This window comes from Ilumatobacter fluminis, assembly GCF_004364865.1.
In the GTDB taxonomy this organism is placed as follows: Bacteria; Actinomycetota; Acidimicrobiia; order Acidimicrobiales; family Ilumatobacteraceae; genus Ilumatobacter; species Ilumatobacter fluminis.
Genome location: NZ_SOAU01000001.1, coordinates 1,366,444 through 1,392,156, shown reverse-complemented (window position 1 = coordinate 1,392,156; position 25,713 = coordinate 1,366,444). Strand labels below are relative to the sequence as shown.

At 69.0% G+C, this 25,713-nt stretch carries 23 protein-coding genes; 10 read left to right on the top strand and 13 right to left on the bottom strand.

Going from position 1 to position 25,713, the window contains the following annotated elements:
- Positions 1 to 38: 38 nt before the first annotated feature.
- Genes BDK89_RS06245 through BDK89_RS06235 form a run of 3 tightly spaced genes read right to left on the bottom strand, consistent with a single transcriptional unit; the run spans position 39 to position 4,753 of the window.
- Positions 39 to 2,999, bottom strand: a complete 2,961-nt coding sequence (locus BDK89_RS06245) for a transglutaminaseTgpA domain-containing protein (protein ID WP_133868126.1) — start codon at positions 2,997 to 2,999, stop codon at positions 39 to 41.
- Positions 2,966 to 3,943, bottom strand: coding sequence for an AAA family ATPase (locus tag BDK89_RS06240; RefSeq protein ID WP_208293982.1), 978 nt, complete (start codon positions 3,941 to 3,943; stop codon positions 2,966 to 2,968). Before BDK89_RS06240 ends, BDK89_RS06245 begins: the two co-directional genes overlap by 34 nt.
- A gap of 45 nt (positions 3,944 to 3,988) precedes the next feature.
- Positions 3,989 to 4,753, bottom strand: coding sequence for an SDR family NAD(P)-dependent oxidoreductase (locus BDK89_RS06235; RefSeq protein WP_133868125.1), 765 nt, complete (start codon positions 4,751 to 4,753; stop codon positions 3,989 to 3,991).
- Positions 4,754 to 4,812: 59 nt separating this feature from the next.
- On the opposite strand from BDK89_RS06235, the gene BDK89_RS06230 reads away from it, so the two are divergent.
- The 4 genes from BDK89_RS06230 to BDK89_RS06215 are packed head-to-tail and all read left to right on the top strand — an operon-like array spanning position 4,813 to position 9,851.
- Positions 4,813 to 5,889 (top strand): class I SAM-dependent methyltransferase, encoded by a 1,077-nt coding sequence (locus BDK89_RS06230; protein ID WP_133868124.1) that lies wholly within the window; start codon positions 4,813 to 4,815, stop codon positions 5,887 to 5,889.
- A 48-nt stretch (positions 5,890 to 5,937) separates the two neighbouring features.
- Positions 5,938 to 6,849, top strand: coding sequence for an ABC transporter ATP-binding protein (locus BDK89_RS06225; protein ID WP_133868123.1), 912 nt, complete (start codon positions 5,938 to 5,940; stop codon positions 6,847 to 6,849).
- Complete coding sequence (locus tag BDK89_RS06220) at positions 6,846 to 8,444, top strand: ABC transporter permease (protein ID WP_133868122.1); 1,599 nt, start codon at positions 6,846 to 6,848, stop codon at positions 8,442 to 8,444. The genes BDK89_RS06225 and BDK89_RS06220 overlap by 4 nt, the downstream gene beginning before the upstream one ends.
- 42 nt (positions 8,445 to 8,486) lie before the next feature.
- A complete protein-coding gene (locus tag BDK89_RS06215) occupies positions 8,487 to 9,851 on the top strand; it encodes an MFS transporter (protein ID WP_133868121.1) in 1,365 nt (454 codons plus the stop codon).
- An 84-nt stretch (positions 9,852 to 9,935) separates the two neighbouring features.
- Here BDK89_RS06215 and BDK89_RS06210 read toward each other — a convergent pair whose 3' ends face one another.
- Both BDK89_RS06210 and BDK89_RS06205 read right to left on the bottom strand, forming a co-directional pair.
- On the bottom strand, positions 9,936 to 10,826 hold the full coding sequence (locus BDK89_RS06210; protein ID WP_133868120.1) for a bifunctional 5,10-methylenetetrahydrofolate dehydrogenase/5,10-methenyltetrahydrofolate cyclohydrolase: 891 nt from the start codon (positions 10,824 to 10,826) through the stop codon (positions 9,936 to 9,938).
- A gap of 26 nt (positions 10,827 to 10,852) precedes the next feature.
- Positions 10,853 to 12,550 (bottom strand): formate--tetrahydrofolate ligase, encoded by a 1,698-nt coding sequence (locus BDK89_RS06205; protein ID WP_133870995.1) that lies wholly within the window; start codon positions 12,548 to 12,550, stop codon positions 10,853 to 10,855.
- 113 nt (positions 12,551 to 12,663) lie between these two features.
- Between BDK89_RS06205 and BDK89_RS06200 the strand changes: the two genes are divergently transcribed.
- Genes BDK89_RS06200 through BDK89_RS06190 form a run of 3 tightly spaced genes read left to right on the top strand, consistent with a single transcriptional unit; the run spans position 12,664 to position 17,196 of the window.
- Positions 12,664 to 14,613, top strand: coding sequence for a molybdopterin oxidoreductase family protein (locus BDK89_RS06200; RefSeq protein WP_133868119.1), 1,950 nt, complete (start codon positions 12,664 to 12,666; stop codon positions 14,611 to 14,613).
- A gap of 10 nt (positions 14,614 to 14,623) precedes the next feature.
- The gene (locus BDK89_RS06195) at positions 14,624 to 16,348 is read left to right on the top strand and encodes an NADH-ubiquinone oxidoreductase-F iron-sulfur binding region domain-containing protein (protein ID WP_133868118.1); all 1,725 of its coding nucleotides are present in this window, start codon (positions 14,624 to 14,626) and stop codon (positions 16,346 to 16,348) included.
- Positions 16,345 to 17,196 (top strand): 2Fe-2S iron-sulfur cluster-binding protein, encoded by an 852-nt coding sequence (locus BDK89_RS06190; protein WP_133868117.1) that lies wholly within the window; start codon positions 16,345 to 16,347, stop codon positions 17,194 to 17,196. The genes BDK89_RS06195 and BDK89_RS06190 overlap by 4 nt, the downstream gene beginning before the upstream one ends.
- Before the next feature lie 9 nt (positions 17,197 to 17,205).
- Here the strand turns inward: BDK89_RS06190 and BDK89_RS06185 are convergent, their stop codons facing one another.
- From BDK89_RS06185 to BDK89_RS06160, 6 genes are all read right to left on the bottom strand, one after another.
- Positions 17,206 to 17,859 carry a 5' nucleotidase, NT5C type gene (locus BDK89_RS06185; protein ID WP_133868116.1) on the bottom strand — a complete coding sequence of 218 codons (654 nt, stop codon included), beginning with the start codon at positions 17,857 to 17,859 and terminating at the stop codon, positions 17,206 to 17,208.
- Positions 17,856 to 18,719 carry a phosphonate ABC transporter, permease protein PhnE gene (gene phnE, locus BDK89_RS06180; protein WP_166657415.1) on the bottom strand — a complete coding sequence of 288 codons (864 nt, stop codon included), beginning with the start codon at positions 18,717 to 18,719 and terminating at the stop codon, positions 17,856 to 17,858. Before phnE (BDK89_RS06180) ends, BDK89_RS06185 begins: the two co-directional genes overlap by 4 nt.
- Positions 18,716 to 19,513 carry a phosphonate ABC transporter, permease protein PhnE gene (gene phnE / locus BDK89_RS06175; protein WP_133868114.1) on the bottom strand — a complete coding sequence of 266 codons (798 nt, stop codon included), beginning with the start codon at positions 19,511 to 19,513 and terminating at the stop codon, positions 18,716 to 18,718. Before phnE (BDK89_RS06175) ends, phnE (BDK89_RS06180) begins: the two co-directional genes overlap by 4 nt.
- A complete protein-coding gene (gene phnC / locus BDK89_RS06170) occupies positions 19,510 to 20,286 on the bottom strand; it encodes a phosphonate ABC transporter ATP-binding protein (protein WP_133868113.1) in 777 nt (258 codons plus the stop codon). Before phnC ends, phnE (BDK89_RS06175) begins: the two co-directional genes overlap by 4 nt.
- 163 nt (positions 20,287 to 20,449) lie before the next feature.
- A complete protein-coding gene (locus BDK89_RS06165) occupies positions 20,450 to 21,634 on the bottom strand; it encodes a phosphate/phosphite/phosphonate ABC transporter substrate-binding protein (protein ID WP_133868112.1) in 1,185 nt (394 codons plus the stop codon).
- 124 nt (positions 21,635 to 21,758) lie between these two features.
- The gene (locus BDK89_RS06160; RefSeq protein WP_133868111.1) at positions 21,759 to 22,313 is read right to left on the bottom strand and encodes a 5' nucleotidase, NT5C type; all 555 of its coding nucleotides are present in this window, start codon (positions 22,311 to 22,313) and stop codon (positions 21,759 to 21,761) included.
- Between the two features lie 179 nt (positions 22,314 to 22,492).
- On the opposite strand from BDK89_RS06160, the gene BDK89_RS06155 reads away from it, so the two are divergent.
- Both BDK89_RS06155 and BDK89_RS06150 read left to right on the top strand, forming a co-directional pair.
- Entirely contained in the window at positions 22,493 to 22,885 is a 393-nt protein-coding gene (locus BDK89_RS06155; protein WP_133868110.1) for a hypothetical protein, read from the top strand.
- Between the two features lie 71 nt (positions 22,886 to 22,956).
- The gene (locus tag BDK89_RS06150) at positions 22,957 to 23,535 is read left to right on the top strand and encodes a hypothetical protein (protein WP_133868109.1); all 579 of its coding nucleotides are present in this window, start codon (positions 22,957 to 22,959) and stop codon (positions 23,533 to 23,535) included.
- A 16-nt stretch (positions 23,536 to 23,551) separates the two neighbouring features.
- Here the strand turns inward: BDK89_RS06150 and BDK89_RS06145 are convergent, their stop codons facing one another.
- The gene (locus BDK89_RS06145; RefSeq protein WP_243839109.1) at positions 23,552 to 24,346 is read right to left on the bottom strand and encodes an alpha/beta fold hydrolase; all 795 of its coding nucleotides are present in this window, start codon (positions 24,344 to 24,346) and stop codon (positions 23,552 to 23,554) included.
- 96 nt (positions 24,347 to 24,442) lie between these two features.
- The gene (gene cofE / locus BDK89_RS06140; RefSeq protein ID WP_133868108.1) at positions 24,443 to 25,180 is read right to left on the bottom strand and encodes a coenzyme F420-0:L-glutamate ligase; all 738 of its coding nucleotides are present in this window, start codon (positions 25,178 to 25,180) and stop codon (positions 24,443 to 24,445) included.
- 55 nt (positions 25,181 to 25,235) lie between these two features.
- On the opposite strand from cofE, the gene BDK89_RS06135 reads away from it, so the two are divergent.
- The gene (locus BDK89_RS06135) at positions 25,236 to 25,703 is read left to right on the top strand and encodes a hypothetical protein (protein WP_208293979.1); all 468 of its coding nucleotides are present in this window, start codon (positions 25,236 to 25,238) and stop codon (positions 25,701 to 25,703) included.
- Positions 25,704 to 25,713: the final 10 nt, after the last annotated feature.

Here is a 25,713-nt window from a genome sequence, read left to right as displayed (position 1 = left end):
CGATTCCGGCATCCACCGTGCCGACCCGATCCGGAGTGTCAGCCGGCGAGCGAGTCGACGAGTTCTCGGGTGGTGCGGTAGGTCTCGTCGTCGTCGACGAACGCCGGGTCGAAGGCGGCACGGTCGAGTTCGGTCGCCGCGTTACGGGCGCGATCGTCGTCGGCCCAGGCGCGTGCGAGATCGGGGTTCGTGGCACCGGCCGACGCTCCCCGACCGACGGCAGCCGAGGTGAAGCGGTCCTGGAGGAGACCCCAGCGCCCTCGCCGCTGACGACGACGCATCTCCCGCACCACCCACCAGGCGCCGAAGGCGGCGGCGCCGAGGGCGATCACGGCCACGAGTTGGGCACCGTGTTCCTCGACGGTCGCCGACAGTCCCGACACCAGTTCCTCACCGACCGTGCCGGCTTCGGCGTCGGCCGACAGGGGCACGCCGGCGGTCGGGTCGAATGCCTGCCAGCCGGTTTCGGGGAACCAGACCTCGACCCACGCGTGGGCGTCACTGGCCCGCACCTCGAACACGCCGGTGACGCTGTCTCGTTCTCCCGGGATGTAGCCGGTCACCAGCCGGGTCGGGATGCCCTGGGTGCGGAGCATGATCGTGAGCGCCGAGGCGATCTGCTCGCAGAACCCGAGCCGGGTGTCGAACAGGAAGTCGTGGATGGCGTCCTCTCCCGGATCGGGCAGTGGCGCGTTCAGGTCGTACTCGACGTTGGCGTCGAGCCATGCCTCGTATGCCTGCACGACGTCGTACGAGTTCGTGGCGCCGGCGGCCAGTTCGTCGGCGAGCGCGATCGTCTCCGGGGTCGTGCTCTCCGGCACGGCGAGGTAATCGGCCAGCGCCTCTTGGCCGAACGCGGTGAGACGCTCACCGATCGGGCCCTGCTGGCGAAGTCGGTCGGCATCGATGCGCGGACGCGACGACACGACCGTGTACACCGCCTCGTCGGGCAGCGTCGTGGCGGCCCGCAACGCACCGTCCGGCCGCACGAACACGTCGGTCTCGATGAACAACCGCACCGGCCGCTCGGCATGGAACACGACGTTCGGCATGTCGCGTTCGAAGTAGTAGGTCTGCACGAACTCGTCGACCTCGACGTCGGGTGCGACCCGGATGTTGCCCATCGTCGACGGCAGGTCGATCACCGGACCGTCGTAGCGGCGACCGTACTCCTCGTCGGCGTACCAGCGGCGCCCGTCGAACGTGTCGAAGGTCTGGCCGCGCCAGAACGCCGCCTCCGGCGCACGAACCCGCATCACGACCTGGTCGCCCAGGTCGCCGCGCACCGAGGTGTCCATCGTCTCGGAGAACCCGACGTACCCGCCCGGTTGACCGGCCGGGGCGCGGTCGCCGTCGCTGTCGGCCGAGCCGTCGTTGCGGACCTCGCCGTCGGGACCGACGACGGCACCGGGCAGCGGCGTGTCGACCTCACCCTCCAAGAGGCTCGGTAGCGCCAAGACGGCCGGGCCCGACGGCACCGGGATCACGGCCAGGAGCGCCAGTGTGCCGGCGACCGCCGCAGCGAACGCGATCGTCGCGCTCCGAGTCCGTCGCCCGCCGGCAGCAGGCTGATCGGGCCGGGCGGCGAGCGACGACAGCGCGATCGTGGTCACCACGCCCCAGGCTGCGAGCCACCACACGAGTCGGTCGTCGACCCGGAACGCCGCGGCGTACATCACGACGACCGCCGACACCCCGAGCGAGACCCGAACCGAGCGGCGATCGCGACACTCGAAGCCGTGCAGGACCACGAGCACGACCAACACCTGCGGGAGCGGTCCGGACAGGAACTCGAGCAACCCGTCGACCCGACCGCTCGACGCGACCACCACGAGGAGTGCGAGCACGGAACCGACCCCGACGACCGCACGGAGCCAGACCGGTGACGGCCCGTCGTCGGCGAGTGCGCGGCCCGAAACCCAGGCCCCGAGCGCCGTCCCGACGGCAATGAAGGCGTACATGGCCGGTCCGGCCCCGAGCACGCCGGCGAGCAGGATCAACGAGATGCCAGTCGACCCGGCCGCCCACCAGCGGGCACGGAGCGTCGACCGGGTGTCGGGTTCGGGATTGCCGTGTTCGAACCAGGAGCGCGCCGGTCGTTCGATCACCACGTCGCCCAACTCGGCCGACGCCGACCAGCGAGCCGCATCGTCGGCGTCTCGCACCGGTTGTGACTCACCGTCCTCGATCGCCACGGCGACGACTGCGCCGCGCCGGAGCCCGGTCTCGAGCGAGTTCCGGACGGCACCGGCCTCGGCATCGGGATCGGGCATGTTCAGGCGGGCGCGGACGAGCCAGGACTCGTCGGCGTCCTGCCGACGGTCGTGGACCACGAGTTCACCGGCTCGCAGCGTCGACGCCCAGTGGACCCACTTGTCGCTGTCGCCGTCGCGCCACGGCCGGACGCCGTCGATCTCGCCGGCCACGGCGCCGGCACGACCCGCCCGCTCCCCGTCACCGTTCGATGACGTGCGCGCCACGAGTACCCGCCCGTCGTTCGGCGCCTCGGCGACGAGCACGTCGTCGATTGCAACGCATGCCGACCGACGCCACCACAGGAGACCGGTCGGGTCGGCGACACGAACGCGTACCTCGACCTCGTCGACGACACCGCGCCGTCCGGTCGTGGCGGTTCCGACGAAGCGCTCGCCATCGGTCCAACCGGAGGCCATCACCTCGTCACCGCGACGCACCTCCACCCACAGTGGACGCCCGCTGGCGACCGGGAGCTCGAGCGGGAACGGCCGCCCTCGCTCGACGAGCGACGGCACGGACAGTTCACCCACCCGAACCCTGCCGAGCGCAAGCCACCCTGCGACCGCAGCGACGATGCCGGCGACTGCAGACGCTGCGAGCACGATGAGCACGGCGACCGCACCGGTGAGTTGCACGATCGCGACCCCGCCCAGCCAGGCGAGGACCAGACCGGCGACACCGGCCGAGACGCCCAGCGGACGCCGGAGGCTCACGCCGTCGGCGCCGGGACCCGGTTCAGGCATTCGGCAATCACCTCGCGGCCGGCGTCGACCGACCCGGCGGCGTTGGCGACGATGACACGATGAGCGAGCGCCGGTACGGCGAGCGACGCCACGTCGTCGGGAACGACGTAGTGACGACCCGCCATCGCCGCCCGAGCGCGAGCGAGCGCCACGAGGGCGACGCCACCACGGGTCGAGGCACCGAGCCGCACCTGCGGGTGCGTGCGAGTCGCCGCAAGGACGTCGACGATCCACCGGGCGATCGGGTCGGCGACGAACACACCGTCGACCGAACGCTGTGCTCCGACGACGTCGTCGATGTCGACCACCGGCGTGACCGACGAGAGCTGCGAGCGGCCTCGCCGCCCGGTGAGCACGTCGACCTCGTCGTCGGCGCTGGCACGGCCGGGCGTGACCACTGCGGTGAACCGGTCGAGTGCCCCTTCGCCGAGGGGATACGTGCCCGCCATCTCGACCGGGTTCTGGGTCGCGACGAGCACGAACGGGTGCGGCAGTTCACGAGTCGTGCCGTCGACGGTGACCGCTGCCTCCTCGGTCGCCTCGAGTAAGGCCGACTGGGTGCGCGGGTTCGCGCGGTTCAGCTCGTCGAACACGACGATGTTCGAGAAGATCGGACCGGGTCGGAACCGCAGCTCGAACTCGTCACCGTGGGGCACCATCGTGCCGGTCACGTCGCCGGGGAGCAGGTCGGGTGTGCCCTGGATGCGATGGAACGAGCCACCGATCGACGCCGCGAGCGCCTGGGCGAGCAAGGTCTTGCCGACGCCGGGGATGTCTTCGATCAGCAGGTGGCCGCGCGCGAACAGGCACGCCAGCACCGTGTCGATCGTGTCGGTGCGACCGGCGATGACGCGCTCGACCGACGAACGGATGCTGCCCGCCACGTCGGCCACACGTGCGGCGGTGGTCGCGTCGATCGTGGCCGTGTTCGACATCGGTTCCATGCTGTCAGATCATCGGCAGGTTCGGCGCGCGCCTTGATGTGACGCTCACCGGGCGGTGAAGCCGCCGTCGACCAGGAGGGAATGACCGTTGACGTACGAACCGGCGTCGGTCGCGAGCAGGAGCAGTGCACCGTCGAGTTCGTGTTCCTCCCCCATTCGTGGCATCCCGCCGTAGGTGGCGATGTAGCGTTGGCTGCCCTCATCGGACTCCATGCCGGCCGTCATCTCCGACGGGAAATAGCCGGGCGACAACGCATTGACCCGAATCCCCTTCCGACCGAGCTGGAGGGCGAGTTCGCGGGTGAGGTTCACCACTGCTCCCTTGCTCGCGCAGTAGTTCGCCTGCTTGATCGGGGCCGAGCCGACGTGGCCGAGCATCGAAGCGACATTGACGATCGAACCGCTCCCCCGCTCGGCCATGTGGGGAACCACCAGCTTGACCAGATGCCAGACGGCGGTGGTGTTCACCGCCAGCACCTGCTCGAAGGTGTCGAGCGTCTCGTCGTCGATGCCGACCGTCACCCCGATCCCGGCGTTGTTGACGAGGACGTCGATGCGACCGGCACGATCGAGCGCTTCGGCGACGAGTCGCTCCCGATCAGCGGCCTCACCGACGTCGGCGGCGATCGCGATCGCACCGGGCAGCTCGGCGACGAGTGCGTCGAGGCGCTCGGCGCGCCGAGCGGTGACGACCACGGTCGCGCCGACGGCGTGCAGCACTCGGGCGAACCGGGCGCCGAGGCCCGACGAGGCACCCGTGACGACGGCGACCTTGCCGTCGAGTCGGAACTGCTGGAGAGGATCGACCATCTCCCGAGTCTGTCAGTGCCGCCTCGGGCGGGCCCGATCCGGCGGGGTACCGTCGCCCCATGGGGACCGAGTTCGACGACGCCCGAGCCACTGCGTTTCTCGACCAGATGCGCACCATCCTCAACCACGGCATGGCCGCCTCCATGATCGGCATCGGCCATCGGGTCGGCCTGTTCGACACCATGGCCCGACTCGGTGGCCGCGGCGCCCCGTCGACCGAGGTGGCCGATCTCGCCGGTCTGCACGAGCGGTACGTGCGCGAATGGCTCGACGCGATGACGGTCGCACGGATCGTCGAGTACGACTCGAACACCGACGCCTACCGACTGCCTCCGGAGCACGCGGCGTTCACCACCCGCTCGGCGGGCATGGCGAACATGGCGTCGTACGCGCAGTACATCTCGCTGTGCGCCGCCGTCGAGGACGAACTGGTCGAGTGTTTCCGGCACGGCGGTGGCGTCCCGTACGAGTCGTTCGACCGCTTCCATGCGGTGATGGCCGAGACGAGCGGCATGCGGTTCGACGCCCTCCTGGTCGACGTGGTGCTGCCCCTGGTCCCGGGCGTCGTCGAACTGCTCGAACACGGCATCCGCGTCGCCGACGTCGGATGCGGTCGAGGGCACGCCGTCAATCTGATGGCCGAGGCGTTCCCACGGTCCACCTTCGTCGGCATCGACTTCTCGGAGACGGCACTCGAGATCGGACGCGCCGAAGCAGCCGAGCGCGGCCTCACGAACGCGTCGTTCATCGCGGCCGACGCCGCCGAGCTCGGCGACGAGCACCGCTACGACTTCATCACCACGTTCGACGCCGTCCACGACCAGGCCCACCCGAGGGCGATGGTCGACGGCATCTTCCGATCGCTCGCTCCCGGCGGACACTGGCTGTGCGCCGACATCCGCGCCTCCAGCCACGTCGGTGAGAACCTCGATCACCCGATGGGGTCGTTCATGTACGGCGTGTCGTGCCAACACTGCATGACCGTGTCGCTCGCCTACGACGGCGAGGGGCTCGGAGCGATGTGGGGTGTGCACCGTGCCAAGGCGCTGTTCGCCGAGTCGGGGTTCACCGACATCGCCGTGCACAGCCTCCCGTACGACCCGTCGAACAACTATTACGTGTGCCGCAAGCCCTGAGCGACGCGCGGTACGGTGCCTCTGCACCGGACGGAAGGACACGCGCACATGGACGAGATGGCGATCGAGGTCGACGGACTGATCAAGGAGTTCGGGTCGTTCCGAGCACTCGACGGGCTCGACCTGAGCGTGCGGCGAGGCGAGGTGCACGGCTTCCTCGGGCCGAACGGGTCCGGCAAGTCGACGACGATCCGGGTCCTGCTCGGCATGCTGCGCCACGACGGCGGCACGGTCCGACTGCTCGGCGGCGACCCGTGGGACGACGCGGTCGAGCTGCACCGACGCCTCGCCTACGTGCCCGGCGACGTCAACCTGTGGCCCAAACTGACGGGTGGCGAGATCATCGACCTGCTCGGCCGACTCCGCGGTGACCTCGACGAGGACCGTCGACGTGAGCTCGTCGACCGGTTCGAGCTCGACCCGACGAAGAAGGCGCGCACCTACTCGAAGGGCAACCGCCAGAAGGTCGGCCTCGTCGCCGCGCTCGCCTCACGGACCGAGCTCCTGGTACTCGACGAACCGACGTCGGGTCTCGACCCGCTCATGGAGTCCGTCTTCCAGGAATGCATCAAGGAAGCACGTGACGAGGGACGCACCGTGCTGCTGTCGAGCCACATCCTCGCCGAGGTCGAGGCGCTCTGCGAGCGCGTCAGCATCATCCGGTCCGGACGCACCGTCGAGTCCGGCACCCTCGACGACCTCCGCCGGGCGAGCCACACCTCGGTGTCGGTCCGGACCGAGCGCGACGTCGACCTGGGCACGATCAACGGGGTTCGCGACGTGCGGACCGAACACGGCCATCTGCGGTTCGAGGTCGACAACGCTCAGCTCCCGACCGCGCTCGACGTCCTCACAGCCGGCGGCGTGCTGTCGCTCACCTGTAGCCCACCCACGCTCGAGGAGCTGTTCCTCCGCCACTACGACGAGCCCGGCACCGACGACGCGGCTGCGACGTCGTGAGTCGTTCGCGACACGACGAGGGCACGTTCGGCCTGGTCCGCGCCAACCTCCGGCGCGACCGCGTGCGGATCGGTGTGTGGATCGCCGGCATCACCGCGATGGTCGCCGTGTCGGCCCAGAGCGTCAAGGCGCTCTTCCCCACCCAGGCCGACCTCGACGCCGCCGCAGCGAGTTCCGACAACCCGGCCATCGTCGCGTTCCAGGGGCCGCCGTACGGACTCGACACGGTCGGCGGCCAGGTCGCCTTCCAGATCGGTGCGCCGGGTCTGGTCCTCGTCGGTCTGATGGCGCTGCTGCAGACCGGTCGGCTGACCCGGAGCGAAGAAGAAGCGGGGCGCCTGGAACTGGTCCGTTCGCTGCCGGTCGGTCGGCACGCGCCGACCCTGGCCGCCGGCATCGTCGTCGGGGCGATGTGCCTCGCCGTCGGCGTGCTGACGGCGCTCGCACTCGCCCTGCAGGGCCTCCCGCTCGCCGGCTCGGTGTGTTTCGGGGTCGGTTACGCAGCGGTCGGCGCCGTGTTCATGGCGATCACGCTCGTGACGGCCCAGATGAGCGAGAACCCTCGGGTTGCGAACGGGATGGCCGGACTCGCGCTCGGTGCGTCGTTCATCCTCCGAGCGGTGGGCGACGCCGGCGAGAACTTCTTGTCGTGGCTGTCGCCGATCGGATGGAGCCAACAGACCCGTGCCTTCGCCGACGAGCGGTGGTGGCCGTTCCTCCTCTCGTTCGGCGCCACGGCGCTCCTGTTCGTCGTCGCCACCAAGCTCGAGAACCATCGAGACCTCGGAGCGGGTCTCGTCGCTCCGAAGGCCGGGGCCGACCGGGCGACGCCGCGCTTGTCGTCACCGTTCGCGCTCGCCCTCCGTCTTCAACGTGGCTCGGTCGCCACCTGGGCCGGCGGCACCGCTGCGCTGGCGCTCGTGTACGGCGGGCTGACGTCGGCGATCGAGGACTTCATCGACGACAACCCCCAACTCGAGGACTTCTTCGCCCAGACCGGTGGGGACGTCGCCGACATCACGTCGTCGTATCTCGCCACGTCGGCACAGGTGACGGCGTTGATCGGGAGTGGCTACGTGATCCAGTCGGTGCTGCGGCTCCGCTCGGAGGAGACCCGTGAACGCACCGAGCCGGTGCTGGCGACCGCGACCTCACGGTGGCGCTACTGGGTCGGGCACCTCGGGGTCGCCGTCGGCGGAGCCCTCGTCGTCCTGCTCCTCTCGGGTCTCGTGCTCGGCATCAGTTCGGCGGCGGTGATGGGTGACGGGTCGCTGTTCGGCGACGGCGTCGCGGCGGTGCTCGCCTACTTTCCGGCCGTGCTCGTGATGGCCGGCGTTCCGGCGCTCACGGTGGGGCTGTTCCCGAGGTTCTCCGCCGTGGCCTGGGCGATGCTGATGCTGACATTCGTCGTGTCGTTCTTCGGCACGCTCCTCGAACTCCCCGACTGGGTCTTGGCCGTCTCGCCGTTCGACCACATCGCGCTGGTGCCGGTCGAGACGATGTCCGTGGCATCCGTCACCGGATTGTGCCTCGTGGCTGCTGCGCTCCTGGGTGTCGGACTGGCGACGTACCAGCGCCGTGACATCCCGGCCTGAGTCTGCTCGGGGCGCCGGGTTGCGCCGCTAGTCTCACGCGCCGTGAGCGAGGCACCCGTCGTCGAGCAACTGGTCCCGCCTGCGGTCGACCATGCCTCCGTCGACACCGGTGGGCCGGTGCGGGCGTCGCTCGTCTGGGCCACCTGGGCGCTGTTCGTCGGGCTCGGGGTGATGGTGGCCGGCGCCGGCCTGTATGCGACGACGGTCGGGATCCGGGCCGAGGCCGAGAGCTTCCCCACCGTCGCGATCGGCGCCATGAGTGCCGGGTACTACCTCGGTTTCCTCGTCGGGTCGCGGGCGGCGCTGTACGTGCTCACGACGGTAGGTCACATCCGCGTCTACACGGCGCTCGCCGCCCTGCTCACCGTCACGATCCTGGTGACCGGCATGGTCGTGCACCCGGCGGCCTGGATCGCGCTCCGGATGTTGGCCGGAGCGTGTCTCGCCGGCCAGTACGTCGTGGCCGAATCGTGGCTGAACCAGATCGTGACCAACGATCAGCGGGCGAGGGTGCTCGGGTTCTACACGTTGGTGACCGTCGTTCCCTACGGCGTCGGACAGCTCGGTGTCGGTGTGATCGACCCGGCCACGCTCACCATCTTCGCGGTCGCCGCGATCCTCATCTCGCTGGCGGTGACGCCGGTGTCGCTCTCGGCCGCCGCCGCCCCGCCGCTCCACCTCAGCAACGAGAAGATGACGTTGCGCGAGCTGTTCGCGCTGGTCCCGACGGGCGTCGTCACCTCACTGCTCGTCGGTATCGCCCACGGCGCGTTCATCGGCCTCGGTGCCGTGTACGGCGCTCGCGTCGGCCTGAGCGCCGCCGAGGTCGGCATCTTCGTCACCATGCCGACGCTCGGCAGCCTGCTGCTCCAGATCCCCATCGCCGGCGCCTCCGACCGCATCGACCGGCGGGCCGTCGGCGCCGCCAGCGCGTCGGTCGCCGCCGCAGGTGCGCTCGGGTTGTTGGTCTTCGGCGCCGACAACCCCGCCGGGCTGGCCGCGATGGTTCTGATCGGTGGCACCACCTACCCCCTCTACTCGATCGCCGGCGCGTACACGAACGACTGGGTGCCCGCCGAGCGGCTCACCGCCGTCGCCGCGCAACTCGTCGTGGTCTACGGCGCCGGCGCGTTCACGGGCCCGCTGCTCGCATCGGTGATCATGGGCGTCGTCGGCGACGACGGCTATGTGTGGACAGCGCTGATCGCGCACCTGACGATCGCGTGCTACCTGGCGATCCGCATCGCTCAGGCGCCGGCCGGCGTTCGTGCGAAGCCGTGGAACGACGTGGCGCTTACCGAACGGGCGCTCTACGTCCCGGCGACGGTGGCCAGCATGGGCCGCCGTCTCCGCCGCCCCAGCCGCAAACCTCGGCGCCGCCCCCGAGTCGGCACCCGCAAACACTGACAGATGGGGTCAGGCACCTTCTGTCACGACAGGTCGATCGACGCAACAGCAGCAACGACAGAAGGTGCCTGACCCCATCTGTTCCTAGGCGGAGGCAGGGATGGCGCCGAGCATGCGGGCGGCGGCGACGGTGTTCTCGAGCAGGCAGCCGATGGTCATCGGGCCGGTACCGCCGGGCATCGGGGTGATCGCTCCGGCGACGGCTTGGACGGCGTCGAAGTCGACATCGCCGACGATGCCGGCTTCGCTGCGCGAGACGCCGACGTCGAGCACGGCCGCGCCGGGCTTGACGTGGTCGGCGGTGATCATGCGGGCCTGACCCGCCGCCGCGACGAGGATGTCGGCCTCGCGGCACACCTCGATCATGTCGGGCGTGCGGGAGTGCGCCAGGGTGACGGTGGCGTCGACGCCCTTGCGCCCGAGCAGCAGCAGCTGCGGCAACCCGACGAGGGTCGACCGGCCGACCACCACGGCACGCTTGCCGGCCGTCTCGACGCCGTAGCGCTCCATCAGCCGCATCACCCCGAGCGGCGTGCACGGCACGTGACCGGGCAGGCCACGGATGAGGCGGCCCATCGACCGCTCGGTGAGACCGTCGACGTCCTTCTCCGGCGGGATCAGTGCCAACACCGGTTCGGGGTCGAAGCCGTCCGGGAGCGGGAGCTGCACCAGGATGCCGTGGACGTCGGGGTCGTCGACGAGCTCCTGCACCGCCGCTTCGACGTCGGCCTGGGATGCCGTCTCGGGGATCTCGACGTGGCGCGAGCGCATGCCGGCCTCTTCGGCCTTGCGCTGCTTCATCCGCACATAGATACGGCTCGGCTTGTCGCCGCCGACGAGGACCGTGGCAAGGCACACGTTCGGGCTTCCGAGGCCCTCCAGGTCGTCGCGGATCTGGGCGACGATCTCGTCGCGGAGCCGGTTGCCGTCGAGCAGGATCGCCCCACCGGCCGTACGTTCGAAGCTGTCGGTCACGCCCCCGAACCTAGCGTCAGCCGGGGTCAGGAGAGGCCGACGATCCGGCCGTCGTCGTCGAAGCCGATCCGGGTGGCGGCCGGCTGCTTCGAGAGGCCCGGCATCGTACTCATGGTGCCGCAGATCGGGTACACGAAACCGGCGCCGACGGACGCCCGCACCTCGCGTACCTGCAAGGTGTGGCCGGTGGGCGCCCCCTTGAGTGACGGGTCGCCCGAGATCGACAGGTGGGTCTTGGCGATGCACACCGGCAGATCACCGAAGCCGTTCGCCTCGTAGGAGGCGATCTGACGACTCGCCGGACCGGTGTACTCGACCCGTTCTGCGCCGTAGATGCGGGTGGCGACCTTTTCGATCTTGGTCTTCAGGGAGTCGGCGGTGTCGTACAGGAAGCGGAACTCGCTCGGCTCGTCGCACGCCTCGACGACCGCTCCTGCCAGGGCCTTGGCACCGGCGCCACCGTCGACGACGTTGGTGCACACCTCGGCGCGAACGCCCATCGATTCGGCGATCCGGCGGACGACTTCGTGCTCGGAGGGATGATCGGTCGGGAAGGCGTTGATCGCCACGACGGGCGTGATGCCGTGCGCCTGCACGTTCTCGATCTGCTTGCGCAGGTTCGCTGCCCCCGCCTCGACGTCGTCGGGACGTTCGGCGAACAGATCGTCCGGGAGCGGCTTCCCGGCGACGATGCGGTAGTTGCCGGAGTGCGCCTTGAGGGCGCGGATGGTGGCGACCACGACGGCGGCATCGGGCACCAGACCGGAGGTGCGGCACTTGATGTTGAAGAAGCGTTCGGCACCCATGTCGGCGCCGAAGCCGGCCTCGGTGATCAGGTACTCGCCGGTGCGGATGCCGATCAGGTCGCCGATCACCGACGAGTTGCCGGTGGCGATGTTGCCGAACGGGCCGGTGTGCACGATCACGGGCGTGTGCTCGAGCGTCTGAAGGAGGTTCGGTGACAGGGCGTCGCGCAAGATGACCGCCATCGAACCCGCTGCCTGCAACTGGTCGGCCGTGACCGGCTCACCCGACCGGGTATAGCCGACGACGATCCGACCGAGTCGCTCTCGCAGGTCGGCGGCGGAGGTGGTCAGTGCCAGCAGCGCCATCACCTCGGACGCGGCGGTGATGTCGAAGCCGGTCTGGCGCGGCACGCCGTCGATCTTGCCGCCGAGTCCGACCACGATGTTGCGCAGAGCACGGTCGTTCACATCGAGCACGCGTCGCCACGTGATGTCGTCGATCGCGAGATCGAGTTCGTTGCCGTGGTGCAGATGGTTGTCGACCATGGCGGCGAGCAGGTTGTGCGCAGCCGTGACTGCGTGGAAGTCACCGGTGAGGTGGAGGTTGAGGAGCTCCATCGGGATCACCTGGCTGTACCCGCCGCCCGCTGCGCCACCCTTGATCCCGAACGTCGGCCCCATCGAGGGCTGGCGGAGCGACAGGGTCGCCTGCTTCCCGATGTGCGCCATCGCCTGACCGAGACCGACCGCCGTGGTCGTCTTGCCTTCGCCCAACGGTGTGGGCGTGATCGCCGTGACGACGACGTACTTCGCCTTCGGGCGGTCGGCCAACCGATCGATCGCCGCCAGATCGATCTTGGCGACGTCGTCGCCGTACGGGCGCAACAGGTCGGCGTCGAGGCCCATGCCGGCGGCGATGTCGCGCACCGGCTTCGGCGTCACGGACCGGGCGATGTCGAGATCGGGCGGCAGCGTCATGTCGGTTCCCTCCAGGCGTCTCATGAAACGACGATCATGCTCGCACGATCGAGCATCCATTCGGCGCACGTGGCTCCGAAAGGGTCGAACGGCCCTCGGATACAGTCGTTCGTATGGCACGCCACCCGCATCGCCCCCATCGATTCCGTCCCCAGACCCGGTTGACGACGCCGCTCGTCCGCGACGCCGGCGTGCTGCGGCCGGCCACGTGGGACGAGGCGCTCGACCGCGCCGCCGACGGGTTCCGACGGACGCTCGACGAGCACGGCGGCGAGGCGATCGGCATGTTCTCGTGCTCCAAGTCGACCAACGAGATGAACTTCGTCGCCCAGAAGCTCGCCCGCACGGCGCTCGACACGAACAACATCGACTCGTGTAACCGCACTTGACACGCTCCTTCCGTGGTCGGTCTGGCCACTGTGTTCGGAGCAGGCGGCGGCACGTCGTCGTACCAGGAGGCAGAAGACGCCGACCTGATCGTCATGTGGGGATCGAACGCGCGCAACGCGCACCCGATCTTCTTCCACCACGTCCTCACGGCGATCGAGCGCGGGGCGAAGCTCTACTCGGTCGACCCGCGCCGCAGTGAGACCGCACAGTTCGCCGATCGGTGGCTGGGGCTGCACGTGGGCACCGACATCGCGCTCGCCCACACGGTCGCACACGAGATCATCCACGCCGGACTCGCCCACACCGAGTTCATCGAACGGGCGACGAGCGGGTTCGACGAGTACGCGGCGTCGGTCGAGCCGTGGACGCTCGAACGCGGCGAGGCGGTCACCGGGGTCCCGGCCGACGCGATTCGCGAGCTGGCTCACGCCTACGCGACCGCCGAGGCGGCGCAGCTGTGCTGGACGCTCGGCATCACCGAGCACCACAACGGGGTCGACAACGTGCTGGCGTTGTGCAACCTGGCGCTGCTCACCGGACAGGTCGGTCGCTACGGCGCAGGCCTCACTCCGCTGCGCGGCCAGAACAACGTCCAGGGCGGCGGCGACATGGGCGCGCTGCCGAACAAGCTGCCCGGGTTCCAGGACGTCACCGACGACGCTGCACGCGCGAAGTTCGACGCGGCATGGGGCGTGAGCGTCCCGCCGCACGACGGGTTGCACCTGACCGAGATGTTCGAGGCGATGGAACGCGACGAGCTGCGTTCGTTGTTCGTGATCGGCGAGAACCCCGCACAATCCGAGGCCGACGTCAGCAAGGCGATCGAGCTGTTGTCGAGCCGAGACCACCTGGTGGTGCTCGACATCTACCTCACCAAGACGGCCGAGCTCGCCGACGTCGTGCTCCCCGGTTCGGCCTCGTGGTGCGAGTCGGACGGCACGGTCACGAACTCGGAACGGCGGGTCCAGCGCGTGCGCAAGGCGATCTCACCGCCCGGCGAGGCACGCGACGACATCGACATCCTCGTCGAGCTCGCCCGCCGACTCGGGCACGACTGGCAGTACGACGACCACGAACAGATCTGGGACGAGCTCCGCCGACTGTCGCCGATGCACGCCGGCATGTCGTGGGGCCGACTCGAGGCGCTCGGCGGTATCCAGTGGCCGTGCTACACCGACGACACGCTCGAACCGCCGTTCCTCCACGGCCGACTGTGGGCCGACGACCCCGCCGAGCGCGGGCGTCCGGCGCCGTTCAGCGTGGTCGAGCACGATCCGCCGGTCGAGGCGCTCGACGACGAGTACCCGCTGCGGCTCACCACCGGACGACGCCTCGACTCGTACAACACGGGCGTGCAGTCGGGCGGCTACCGCAGTCCCAACCGGCTCGGCGAGACCATCGACGTGTCCCCCGCCGACGCCGAGCGGCTCGGCATCGCCGACGGTGAGGTCGTGCGCGTCACGTCTCGCCGGGGCTCGGTCGACGCGCCCGCCCGAATCGACGCGAACCTTCGTGCCGGGCTCGTCTTCATGACGTTCCACTTCCCCGACGAGGTCGACGTCAACCAGTTGACCATCGACGCCACCGATCCGAAGGCCGGCACCGCCGAGTTCAAGGCCGCGGCGGTGCGTATCGACCGGGTCGATGTGACGTCACCGGTGGCGGGCGAGTAGGAATCGACGGATGGACGTCACGACCCGCGGGATACCGCCGACCCTCGAGGAGCAGCTCGCGATCGAGTCGGTCCTCGGACCGGCGGTCGATCGCGGGGAGCACGACGCCGTCGGTGGACACGCGCTCCGGTCGAAGCGGCACCTGCTGCTGCCGACCCTCCACGCCGTCAACGATCGTGTCGGCTGGTTGAGCCAGGAAGCGATCGACCACATCGCCGAGCGGCTCGATCTCGGGCCCGCCGAGGTGTACGGCGTCGCGACGTTCTACTCGCTGTTCTCGCCGGCCGAGCGGCCGAAACACCAGGTGCACGCCTGTGTCGACCTGGCCTGTCGTTCGGCGGGCGGACTCACCGACGACGACCTGCCCGACGGCGTGCACGCATCGCCGTGTCTCGGCATGTGCGAGCGCGCCCCCAGCGCGTTCGTGATCGAAGCCGGTTCGCCGCTCCGACAGGCTGTCGCGGGTTACGTCACCCCGGTCGACGTGCAGCGGCTCGCCGACGGCGCCTTCCCGGGCCCGGAGGCGCACCCCGCCGCCGCCGTACCGCAGGCAGGCGGCGACGACCTCGTGCTGCTGCACCGCGTCGGACGGATCGATCCACTCGATCTCGATGCGTTCCTCGACGATCGTGGTTTCGAGGCGCTCCGCCTCGCCCGAGGACTCGGGCCCGAGGGTGTGATCGCCGCCGTTGCCGAGTCGGAGCTGGTCGGCCGCGGCGGTGCCGGGTTCCCGACGGCTCGCAAGTGGGAAGCGGTCCGCACCCAGGAGGCGGCGCCGCACTACCTGGTGTGCAACGCCGACGAGTCGGAGCCGGGCACCTTCAAAGATCGGACACTGATCGAGAACGACCCGTTCACCCTGATCGAGTCGCTGTGCATCGCGGCCTACGCCACCGGTTGCGACCACGGCTACATCTACATCCGCGGCGAGTACCCGAGGGCCCGTCTCACACTCGAAGCCGCACTCGACGCCTGTCGGGAGCGTGGCCTGATCGGCGGCGATACCGGGTTCGATCTCACCCTGGTCCGTGGCGCCGGCGCCTACATCTGCGGCGAGGAGACGGCGATCTTCAACTCGATCGAGGGGTACCGCGGTGAGCCGCGCAACAAGCCGCCGTTCCCGTTCCAGGTCGGTCTGTTCGGCAAGCCGACCGTCGTGAACAATGTCGAGACGCTCATGAACATCCCCTACGTGCTGCTCGACGGCCACGCCACCGAGCACCGCCTGTTCTGCCTGTCGGGCGCCGTGCAGCGGCCCGGTGTGTACGAGGTCCCGTACGGCGAGACCCTCGCCGAGCTGATCGAACTCGCAGGTGGGATGCGCGAGGGATCCGAGGTTCGAGCCGTGCTGCTCGGCGGCGCCGCAGGCAACTTCGTCGGCCCCGACGATCTCGATCTGGTGCTCTCGCCCGACGACGTGCGCGCGGCCGGGCTCTCGCTCGGATCCGGTGTCGTGATGGTGATCGACCAGCACGCCGACATCGACGACCTCGTCCGCCGCATCGCCGCGTTCTTCCGGGACGAGTCGTGCGGTCAGTGCGTGCCGTGCCGCGTGGGCACGGTCCGACAGGAGGAAGCCATCGAACGGATCCTTGCCGGCGGCGATCGCGAGCTCGATCGAGAGCTGCTCCACGAGATCGGTGTGGCAATGCGAGACGCCAGCATCTGTGGCCTCGGCCAAACCGCCTACAACGCGATCGAATCGGCCGTCGTCCGGCTGGGAGCGCTGCGATGACGGCAACCCCCGACGCGACTCCGGTGACGCTGACGATCGACGGCCGGGCCGTCACCGTGCCGGCGGGCACGACGATCTTGCAGGCCGCAGGCGGCCGTGACGAGAGCGACATCCCGACGCTCTGCTACGGCGAGACCATCACCCCGAAGAACGCGTGTCGCGTGTGCATGGTCGAGGTCGAGGGATCACGTACGCTCGTGCCGTCGTGCTCCCGGCCGGTCGAGCCCGACATGGTCGTGCGCACCCGCTCCGAACGAGTCGACCACTCGCGCAAGATGGTGCTCGAGTTCCTCGGTTCGTCGGTCGACCTGTCGCTGACCGACGGCGTCGACGAATGGAACGCCGAATACGGTGCCGACCCGACCAGGTACGGCGACGACGCTGCCACCGTCGCCCAACCGGTCAAGGTCGACAACGACCTGTACGTGCGCGACTACTCGAAGTGCATCCTCTGCTACCAGTGCGTCGACGCCTGCGGCGACCAGTGGCAGCACAGCTTCGTGATCGACGTCGCCGGGCGCGGCTTCGCCAGCCACATCTCGACCGAGAACGACGTCTCGCTCCCCGACTCGGCGTGCGTCTACTGCGGCAACTGCATCCAGGTCTGCCCGACCGGTGCCCTGATGTTCTCGACCGAGTTCGACATGCGCGCGGCCGGCACCTGGAGCGAGGACGATCAGACCGTCACCGAGACGATCTGTGCGTTCTGCGGTGTCGGCTGCAATCTCGAGCTGCACGTCCAGGACGACACGATCGTCAAGGTCACCTCACCGCCCGACTCCCCCATCACCCACGGCAACCTCTGCATCAAGGGCCGCTTCGGCTTCCAGCACGCCCAGAACCGATAGCGCTGCCGCTCAGCCGCGGCGCTTGTCGATGCGGTCGCTGCCGGCGTCGAAGCCGGGGAGTTGGGTCTCGAAGCGGCCGGTGTGCTCGGTGACGAGCCCCATCACGATCTCCTCGACGTCGGCCCAGGTCTGGGCCCGCGGCTCGCCCTCGAGGCCGCGGTTGTACGGCTGCTCGAAGGTGATCACCGTGTTGCCGGCGGCCCTGAGCTGCTCGATGTTGTGTGGGGCGTCGTCGATGTAAGCATCGGCTTCGACCTGCGGCTTGGCGCCGAGGAAGCACAGATCGCGGTACGGGATCTTGTTGATGTCGAGCCACGCCGCCGTGTCGGCAATCGCCTTCTCGTGCCCCCAGTGCACGTACAGGCGGTGCGTGATGATGCGGATCCAGACGCCGGCGTCGGACAGACGCCACAGCACGTCGGCGGCACCGTCCATGACCGGCATCGTGCGGAACATGTCGTGTTCCATCACCGCGATGCGGTGGTACACCGCGTACTCGTCCGCCTCGAACCCCCACTCGTGGAAGTCCCACGACCGCTCGAGGGGCAGCGTCTGCGGGTCGATGCCCTTGAGCCCGGCGTAGATCTCGCGAAAGCGCCAGGTGTGGTTCGCCACGACGCCATCCAGGTCGACGCCCAGGATGAAGTCGGGGCGGGCGCTCACGACAGCCCGCCGGTGTCGACGGCGTACTTCTGCGCCTCGCCGATGTCGATCGTGCGGCCGGCGACGATGCGGCGCCGGATCGCACCCGAGATGGTGTCGACGATGATCGTGCCGACGATGACGACGATCAAGGCCAGCCCGGCCACGCCGTACTCCTTGAACCGCACGGTGTCGGCCAGCACGCCGCCGATGCCGCCGGCGCCGACGACGCCGAGCACCGACGACGCACGGATGTTGATCTCGAAGCGGTACAGCAGGAACGAGGTCAGTTCGGGCGCCACCTGGGGCACGACACCCCACCGGAGACGCTGCAGACGGCTGGCGCCGACGGCGTCGGTCGCCTCGATCGGGCCACGCTCGATGTTCTCGATGATCTCGTAGAAGAGCTTGCCGAGCGAACCGATCGAACCGACGCCGATCGCGAGCACACCCGCCATCGGCGACAGGCCGAACATCGGCACGAACAGCAGTGCGAGGATGACTTCCGGCACGGCGCGCAGCACGTTGAACACCTGGCGGGTCACCCAGGCGACGGGCCGACCGACGAGGTTCTCGGCAGCGAGGAACGACAGCGGGATCGCGAACACGGCAGCGATCAACGTGCCGACCCACGCCATCGCGATCGAGTCCCACATCAGGCCGATCAGACGACTGAGCTCGTCCCACGGGATGTCGGAGTACATCGCCTTGAACAGGCGATACATGTCGGCCGGGGCTTCGAGCAGACGCGACCACTTGATGTCGACCGAGATCGCCGACCAGCCGAACAGGACGACGAAGATCGTGCTGACGACGATCTTGAACGTGTCGCGCGGCTTGGAGGGCAGCTCGACCGGCGGCGAAGCGCTCATCGAGCTCATACCAGCCGCCTCCGGATCCGGACCGACAGCCATTCGACGACGACCACCACCAGGAAGAACATCAGCACGAGGCCCCAGAGCTTGCCCCAGTCGCCACGGTTGCGGAAGAAGTCGAGTCGCTGACCGATGCCACCGGCACCGACGAGACCGAGCACGGCGGACGCACGAAGGTTGAGCTCGAAGTCGTACAGCACGTACGAGCTGTACGCCGGGAGGATCTGCGGCACGACAGCGGTGCGCAGCATCTGGGTGTGCGAGGCACCCGACGCCTTGGCCGCCTCGATCGGGCCCATGTCGATGCCGTCGAGGGTGTCGGCGGTGAGCTTGACGATCACGGCCATCGAAAAGAAGAACAGGGCGAGCAGGCCCGGCAGCGCGCCGATGCCGACGCCGAGCACGAACAGGCCGGCCCACAGCAGGTCGGGAATGGCTCGCACCACGTTGTTGAACGAGCGCAGCAGGACCCGTGGGATGAGGTACGGGTTGCCGACCTCGGTCGACCAGAGTGCGATGGGCAGCGACACGATGGCACCCGCCGTCGTGCCGAGCACCGCCATCTGGAGGGTCTCGAGGAACGCCTTGCGGGAGCGTTCGGAGAACATCTCACCCCAGGAGATCTCGAGCAGGCCCTTGGCGACCGGGTTGTTCCGGCCGAAGTCCTCGATGAGACCGGAGAACGAGAACCCGACGGTGCGGGCGCACACGACCGTGAACACGACCATGCCGATCGACAAGCCGACGGCCCACGGGGACGGTTTGGGTTTCGGCGGGAGCCGAAGTGGCGACTCGCTCACAGGGCGGCCTGCTTCGCCATGGTGTCGTCGGCGGTGAGGCTGCGGCCGTAGATGTCGCGGAACGTCTGCTCGTCGGCCTCGGAGCCCGGGCCGTCGAAGACGAGTTCGCCGTTGCGGAGGCCGATGATGCGGTCGGCGTACGCCGTGGCGAGATCGAGGAAGTGCAGGTTGACGATGGTCGTGATGCCGAGGTCGCGGCTGATCTGCTGGAGGTACTTCATCACGACGTGGCTCGTCGGCGGGTCGAGCGAGGCGACCGGCTCGTCGGCCAGGACGATCTTGGGTTCTTGGGCGAGCGCACGAGCGATGCCCACGCGCTGGCGCTGGCCACCCGACAGGTTGGTGGCACGAACGTACGCACGGTCGAGGATCTCGACCCGGTTCAGTGCCTTGGCGGCGATCTGGATGTCCTTCTCGGGGTACTTGCCGATCAGGGTCCGCCACAGCGGCACCTGGTGGAGGCGTCCCATCAGCACATTGTTGAGCACGCTCGTGCGGTCGACGAGGTTGAAGCCCTGGAAGATCATCCCGACCTCGGAACGCAGCTCGCGTCGCTCCTTCGCGCTGAGGTTCGGGACGTCGTGACCGTTGACGTTCAGCCCGCCACTCGTGAGCGGCACGAGACCGTTGATCGCACGGATCAGCGTCGACTTGCCGGCGCCGGACAACCCGACGATGACGACGAACTCGCCGTCACCGATCTCGAGGTCGAGGTCTTTCATGGCGCTGACGCCACCCTTGTAGGTGACGCTCGCCTTGTCGAATCGGATCATCGGGTTTCCTCAGGTGGTCGGTCGACGTCGGGTCGACGGCCCGTCATGGTCCCCTGGACAGTAGCGGTCGGCGCAGCGGGGACCGAATGGTGCGCCGAACGCGGACGGGCCCCGCCCACTGTGTGGACGGGGCCCGAACCGTGACAATGCGTCTCGAGGGCGATCAGCCGAGCAGGTCGCTCAGCTCGGTCTCGAGGTCGCGGATGATGTCGTACGAGCCCTCGGGGACCGGGACGAGACCGTCGATCTCGTACAGCTCGTCCATGACCACGGCGCCGTCCTCGCTCGAGGAGTAGGCGACGAGGGCGTCGGTGATGGCGGTCTTCAGGTCGTCGGGCAGATCGCCGGCGACGGCGAAACCGTCGTTCGGGATCGGAGCCGACCAACCGAAGACGACGACCTTCTCGCCGACGTCGGGCACGGTCTCGACGAGCTGGCCACGGGCATCGTTGAACGACACGCCGACAGCGGCGTCACCGTCGTACACGGCCTGGACCGACGAGTCGTGACCGCCGGCGAACAGCGACGTGATGTCGTCGAGCGGGTCGACACCGGCCTCGATGAGCGCCAGCGACGGGATCAGGTAGCCCGAGGTCGAGCCCTGATCGACGAACGAGATCGTCTGACCGGCGACGTTCGGGAGCTGGTCGCTGCCGATCGGGCCGTCGGACGGGCCCTCGGCCTCGTCGACACCGTTGCAGAACGACATGATCGTGCCGTCTTCTTCGTCGGTGATCTGGACGACGTCGGTCGCGCAGTACGTGTCGGGGTCGTTGGTGAACCACTGGGTGACGTACTGCGAGTCGCCGAAGCGGACGGCCTGCAGGATCAGGTCGGCACCGGCGGTGTCGGCGGCCTGGACCATTTGTGCGGGGCCGAGGCCACCGGCGATCTGAGCCTGACCCGACTGGAGGGCGACGATGACGCCCGCGTAATCGGACGGCACGATCGCCTCGACGTCGATGCCGAGCGCCTCTTCGAGGGCGACGGCGAGCGGCTCAGCGGTCTCGACGAGGCCACCGGCCTCCTGCGACGGCGTGAGCGTCAGGACGATCGACTCGGGCCAGCCCTCGGGCGTCTCCATGTCGTCGCCTTCGGCCATCGTGGTCTCGGTCGACTCGTCCATGTCGTCCTCGGCCATGGTGGTCTCGGTCGGCTCTTCCTCCATGTCGTCCATGTCCTCTTCGGCCATGGTCGTCTCGGTGGTCTCTTCGGCCGGCTCTTCTTCGGCCTCGGTGTCCGCGGTGGTGTCCTCGGACGGCTCGTCGGCGGCATCGTCGTCGTCGCCGCAGGCGGCGAGGACGAGCGAACCGGCAGCGAGCACGGCGACAAGCGAGCGTCGCTTCATAGTGTTCTCCCTTTGGGTTTGTTCAGCTGCGTGTGTCCCGCGTCCGCACGCCCGATATCGGGGGCTCAGGGGACGCGGCACAATCTAGTCGCGCGACGGGGTTTGCCTTGTCACGTCGCCGAATTCACGATGAACGCTCGGTAACGACCTGGTGGAAATCAGCCCATGAGGTGACGTCGGTCGCCCCCTCGACGGGGTGGTTCCAGGGTCGGATGAAGCGGCACACCGTGGCTTCCGGTCGGTGGCGCACCAGGCTCGGGACGACCTCGGGGCTGTCGTCGAGGTAGACGTCGCACGCCACCTCGTGCTTGGTGAACGTCATGTGCACCTCACTCGTCGGCAGCTCGTTGTCGGCGAGCCAGCGCAGGGTGTCCTGTCGGGCCCAGACCGGCTTCGTGGTGACGATCACGATGTCGTGGCCCGCTCGGTCGAGGCGGTGCAGGGTGTCGAGGGCATCGGGATAGACCTCGAGATGGCGGAAGATCGACGGCCGGTCGTCGTTGCCGCGGGCCCACGCCCAGAAGGCGTTCATGTCGGCGAAGCCGCCGAGCTGGTGCAGCCCGTCCCAGGTGGTGACCATCTCCGGATGCAGATCGCTGCCGAACTCGTCGCGGTGCAGCTTGATCCACCCCGCGTTGAAGTCGGCCACCACACCATCCAGATCGATCCCGAGACGCATAGGCGAGACAGGCTACGGGTGGTCGGTTCATGTCAGCCATCAATCGACACCGGCAAGGGGTGTCCAAAACCTGCCCGGTCGGTTGATGTCTGACATGAACCGACTCGTCCGCGGTCGGGAACTCGCTCCGGTCTCGGGACGACCTCCCAGATGTGAACGTGCTGCGACGAGGCCTGTCCGTGTTGGCGATCGCTCCGATCGCCCTGCTGTCGGCGTGCGGGGGCGATGAAGGCCCCGACGTGGAGCGGTCGTACGACGTGGAATTGAAAGTCGACGACTCCGGCGACGAGTACAAGTTCGTCGCAGTCGACGAGGTCCCCGACTTCCGGGTCGGCGACGAGGTCACGTTCATCGTCGAGAACACCGGCAACCTGAACCACGACCTCCAGGTCCAGGCCCCCGACGGCGACGTCGCCGGCGTCGCACCTGCCGTCGCCCCCGGCGACACCCTCGAGGTCACCGCCTTCCTGGGCCAGGTGGGCATCTACCGACTCAACTGCCTGGTCGACGACCACCTGACACAGCACAACATGCAAACCCTGATCGAGGTCGATCCCCTCATCGAGGAGTAGGTCGCGACGAGATCCCACGGCGTCGCCAGGTCACCGACGGTGACCGCCGAGCGTGCGAAACTCGTCGGTGCATGGGACTCGGCATCATCATCCCCGTCGTCATCCTGGCCGTCGTCGTGCCGGTCGGGTTGATGTGGGCGAAGAAGTCATTCAAGGACGCACCGAACGCTCGTGACGAGGTCGCGCCACCGACCGGGCGCCTGACCGGCGCCGCCCTCCGCGACCTCCCGGCGCCACCGTGGCGCGTCGTCTACGAGATCGCCGAGGACAAGCTCGGCAGCGCCGAGCACGTGTTGATCGGGCCGGCGGGCATCTTCGCGGTGCGCACGTCGCTGTCGCCGCTTCCCGAACCGCTCGACGTACCGCCGGAGGCGACCGAGATCGCCCGTGCTGCGATCGTGCGCGGGCCACTCGACGACGCACTCCGTCGTTGTGCGATGGAGAGCGACCGTCTGCTCGAGATCCATTGGGCACCGCCGGTCGACGGCAGCCCGGCCTGGGTCGAGGTGATGCCCGGTGTCACCGCCGTCGACGGCCGCCGCCTCACCGAATGGGCCGGCGGCCAACCCGATCGCCTGACCTCGGCCCAGATCGATCTCGCCTGGCAGACCGTCACCACCTCGATCGGCCGCCCCGACCCCCTCTTCTGAGCGGAGGGTCTCCTCGTCAGACGGCCGGGTCGAACGCTCGCACTCGCTCAACGAACCGCTGCGGCTCGATGAGGTGCGGGTAGTGGCCCTGGTCGGCCCAGACCTCGACAGTCGCGGACGGCAGCTTGCTCGTCAGCCACTCGGCGTACTCGGGGCCGGGGTCGATGCCGTGCAGCGACAGGTACGGCGCCGAGATCGAGCCGACCACGCCGTCGACGACCGCGTCGAGCTCGTCGGCGCTGGCGGTGAACACGAGGTCCCACACGCCGAGCACGACGTCCTGGTCGCCGCCGCGGAGCGTGTCGACCCGCTGGCGTTCATGGCCGGCGAGCGGGCCGGCCATCCCGTCGAAGATCGCGGAGATCGCACCGTCGAACTCCTCCGGTGATCCCTTCAACGCCGGTTCGAGATCGGCGAGCATCGCCTTGAAGCCAGACAGCAGCAGCGGCTGGTCGACGTTGACGACACCCCGACACGGCCCGCCGGCGGCGTAGGCCGACACGACGGCACCGCCGAGCGAGTGCCCGACGAGCAGGGCGTCGTCGAGCCCCTCGGCAGCGAGCACGGCGCCGACGTCGCCGGCCATCGTGGCGAGGTCGTACGGCGCCACCTTCGACGAATCGCCGTGACCCCGGAGGTCGATCAGGATGACCCGGTAGCCGGCCTGGAGGAACATCGGGAACAGCGGATCCCAGGTTCGGCGGCTCTCGGTGATGCCGTGCACCAGCACGACCGCCGGCCCCTCCCCCGCCGCGTAGTAGTCGATCGTGACGTCGTCGGAGGGGTGAACGTGCATGCCATGGGCGCCCATGCGCGCCGACGCTACCTCCTCGTTCATGTCGTGCTCAGTTCCGCAGAGGGAACTGAGCGCGACGTGAAGGTGGCCCGGCCCCCGGTGACCGCGGCGTCAGCGGAAGAGGTCGCGACTGGAGTCACGGATGACGGGGGCCATCGTGGCCTCGTCGTCGAACTCGAACTCGAAGCCGCGGATGACGGCGACGGGCACGCGACTGGTGTTGCCCTTGACCAGTTCGCCGGCGGCCGCCAGCTCGTCGGCGACGCAGATCTCCTGCACGCGGAACTCGTGACCGTGGGGATCGACCTCGCCGATGTACGACCGGAGCGGGTTGATGCCGGCGACGCCGATCGCGATGTCGGTCTGGCCTTCGCGCCACGGTCGGCCGAAGGTGTCGGTGACGACGACGGCGACGCGCACACCAAGTTCGGCGAAGCGGTCGCGAGCCCGGCGCGCCGACGCATCGGGATCGACCGGCAGGGTCAGGATCCGGTCGTGGGCACCGCTCGACGACTGGTCGACACCCGAGTTGGCGCACACGAACCCGTGCTTGGTCTCGGTGATCAGGACCGGTCCGATCTGGCGGACGATGCGGTTCGACTCCCTCAACACGACTTCGACCACCCGGGGGTCCTTCTCCCATCGCTCGCCCCACTCGACGGCGAACGTCGACGGGATGACCCCGTCGAGCTCGGTCGCACACCCCTCCGCCTTCGACACGATCTTGGAGGTGATGACGACCACGTCGCCGTCGGCCAGCGGCTCGAGGGCCGCGATCATCGCCGCCAGGTCGGCGCCGGCTTCGATCTCGGGCAGACCGACGACGGGAAGGATCGACACTCCGGACACGGGCGGCACCGTAGCCGCCGCCGTCGCCGAGCGCCCGTCTCGGTACCCTGACGCCGTGCTGCACGTGTTCGCCACCTGGTCGCCACGCCGCTGGCTGGCCGCGGCGGGCGGCGCAGCGGTCAGCGCACTCCTGATCGGGTTGCCGACCGATCTGATCCCGAATCCGGTGTTCGGTCGACAGATCGAAGCCGAGTGGTGGTCGATGCCGGTGCTCGTCGTGACCTCGGTGCTCGCCGGGCTGTTGTTCGCCACCTACGTCCGCAACGACGCGTCGTTGCCCGAGGCGAACGACGACGAACTCGACCGCCCGGCCAAGACGGGTGGGCTCGGCGGCTTGATCTCGTTCTTCGCAATCGGCTGCCCGACCTGTAACAAGGTCGTCCTCCTCGCCCTCGGCACGACCGGCGCCCTCGACTGGTTCGCTCCCGCCCAACCGATCCTCGCCGCCGTGTCGATCGTGCTGCTCGTCTGGGCGCTTCGTGCCCGACTTCGTGGCGAGGTCGCCTGCCGGATTGCTGCCTGACCACGCCCAT

Bases quoted from the DNA above. Each gene is read 5' to 3' on its own strand.
- BDK89_RS06245 (WP_133868126.1), bottom strand. From the start codon at position 2,999: ATGCCTGAACCGGGTCCCGGCGCCGACGGCGTGAGCCTCCGGCGTCCG.
- BDK89_RS06240 (WP_208293982.1), bottom strand. From the start codon at position 3,943: ATGGAACCGATGTCGAACACGGCCACGATCGACGCGACCACCGCCGCA.
- BDK89_RS06235 (WP_133868125.1), bottom strand. From the start codon at position 4,753: ATGGTCGATCCTCTCCAGCAGTTCCGACTCGACGGCAAGGTCGCCGTC.
- BDK89_RS06230 (WP_133868124.1), top strand. From the start codon at position 4,813: ATGGGGACCGAGTTCGACGACGCCCGAGCCACTGCGTTTCTCGACCAG.
- BDK89_RS06225 (WP_133868123.1), top strand. From the start codon at position 5,938: ATGGACGAGATGGCGATCGAGGTCGACGGACTGATCAAGGAGTTCGGG.
- BDK89_RS06205 (WP_133870995.1), bottom strand. From the start codon at position 12,550: ATGACGCTGCCGCCCGATCTCGACATCGCCCGGTCCGTGACGCCGAAG.
- BDK89_RS06195 (WP_133868118.1), top strand. From the start codon at position 14,624: ATGGACGTCACGACCCGCGGGATACCGCCGACCCTCGAGGAGCAGCTC.
- BDK89_RS06190 (WP_133868117.1), top strand. From the start codon at position 16,345: ATGACGGCAACCCCCGACGCGACTCCGGTGACGCTGACGATCGACGGC.
- phnE (WP_166657415.1), bottom strand. From the start codon at position 18,719: ATGAGCTCGATGAGCGCTTCGCCGCCGGTCGAGCTGCCCTCCAAGCCG.
- phnC (WP_133868113.1), bottom strand. From the start codon at position 20,286: ATGATCCGATTCGACAAGGCGAGCGTCACCTACAAGGGTGGCGTCAGC.
- BDK89_RS06165 (WP_133868112.1), bottom strand. From the start codon at position 21,634: ATGAAGCGACGCTCGCTTGTCGCCGTGCTCGCTGCCGGTTCGCTCGTC.
- BDK89_RS06160 (WP_133868111.1), bottom strand. From the start codon at position 22,313: ATGCGTCTCGGGATCGATCTGGATGGTGTGGTGGCCGACTTCAACGCG.
- BDK89_RS06150 (WP_133868109.1), top strand. From the start codon at position 22,957: ATGGGACTCGGCATCATCATCCCCGTCGTCATCCTGGCCGTCGTCGTG.
- BDK89_RS06145 (WP_243839109.1), bottom strand. From the start codon at position 24,346: ATGGGCGCCCATGGCATGCACGTTCACCCCTCCGACGACGTCACGATC.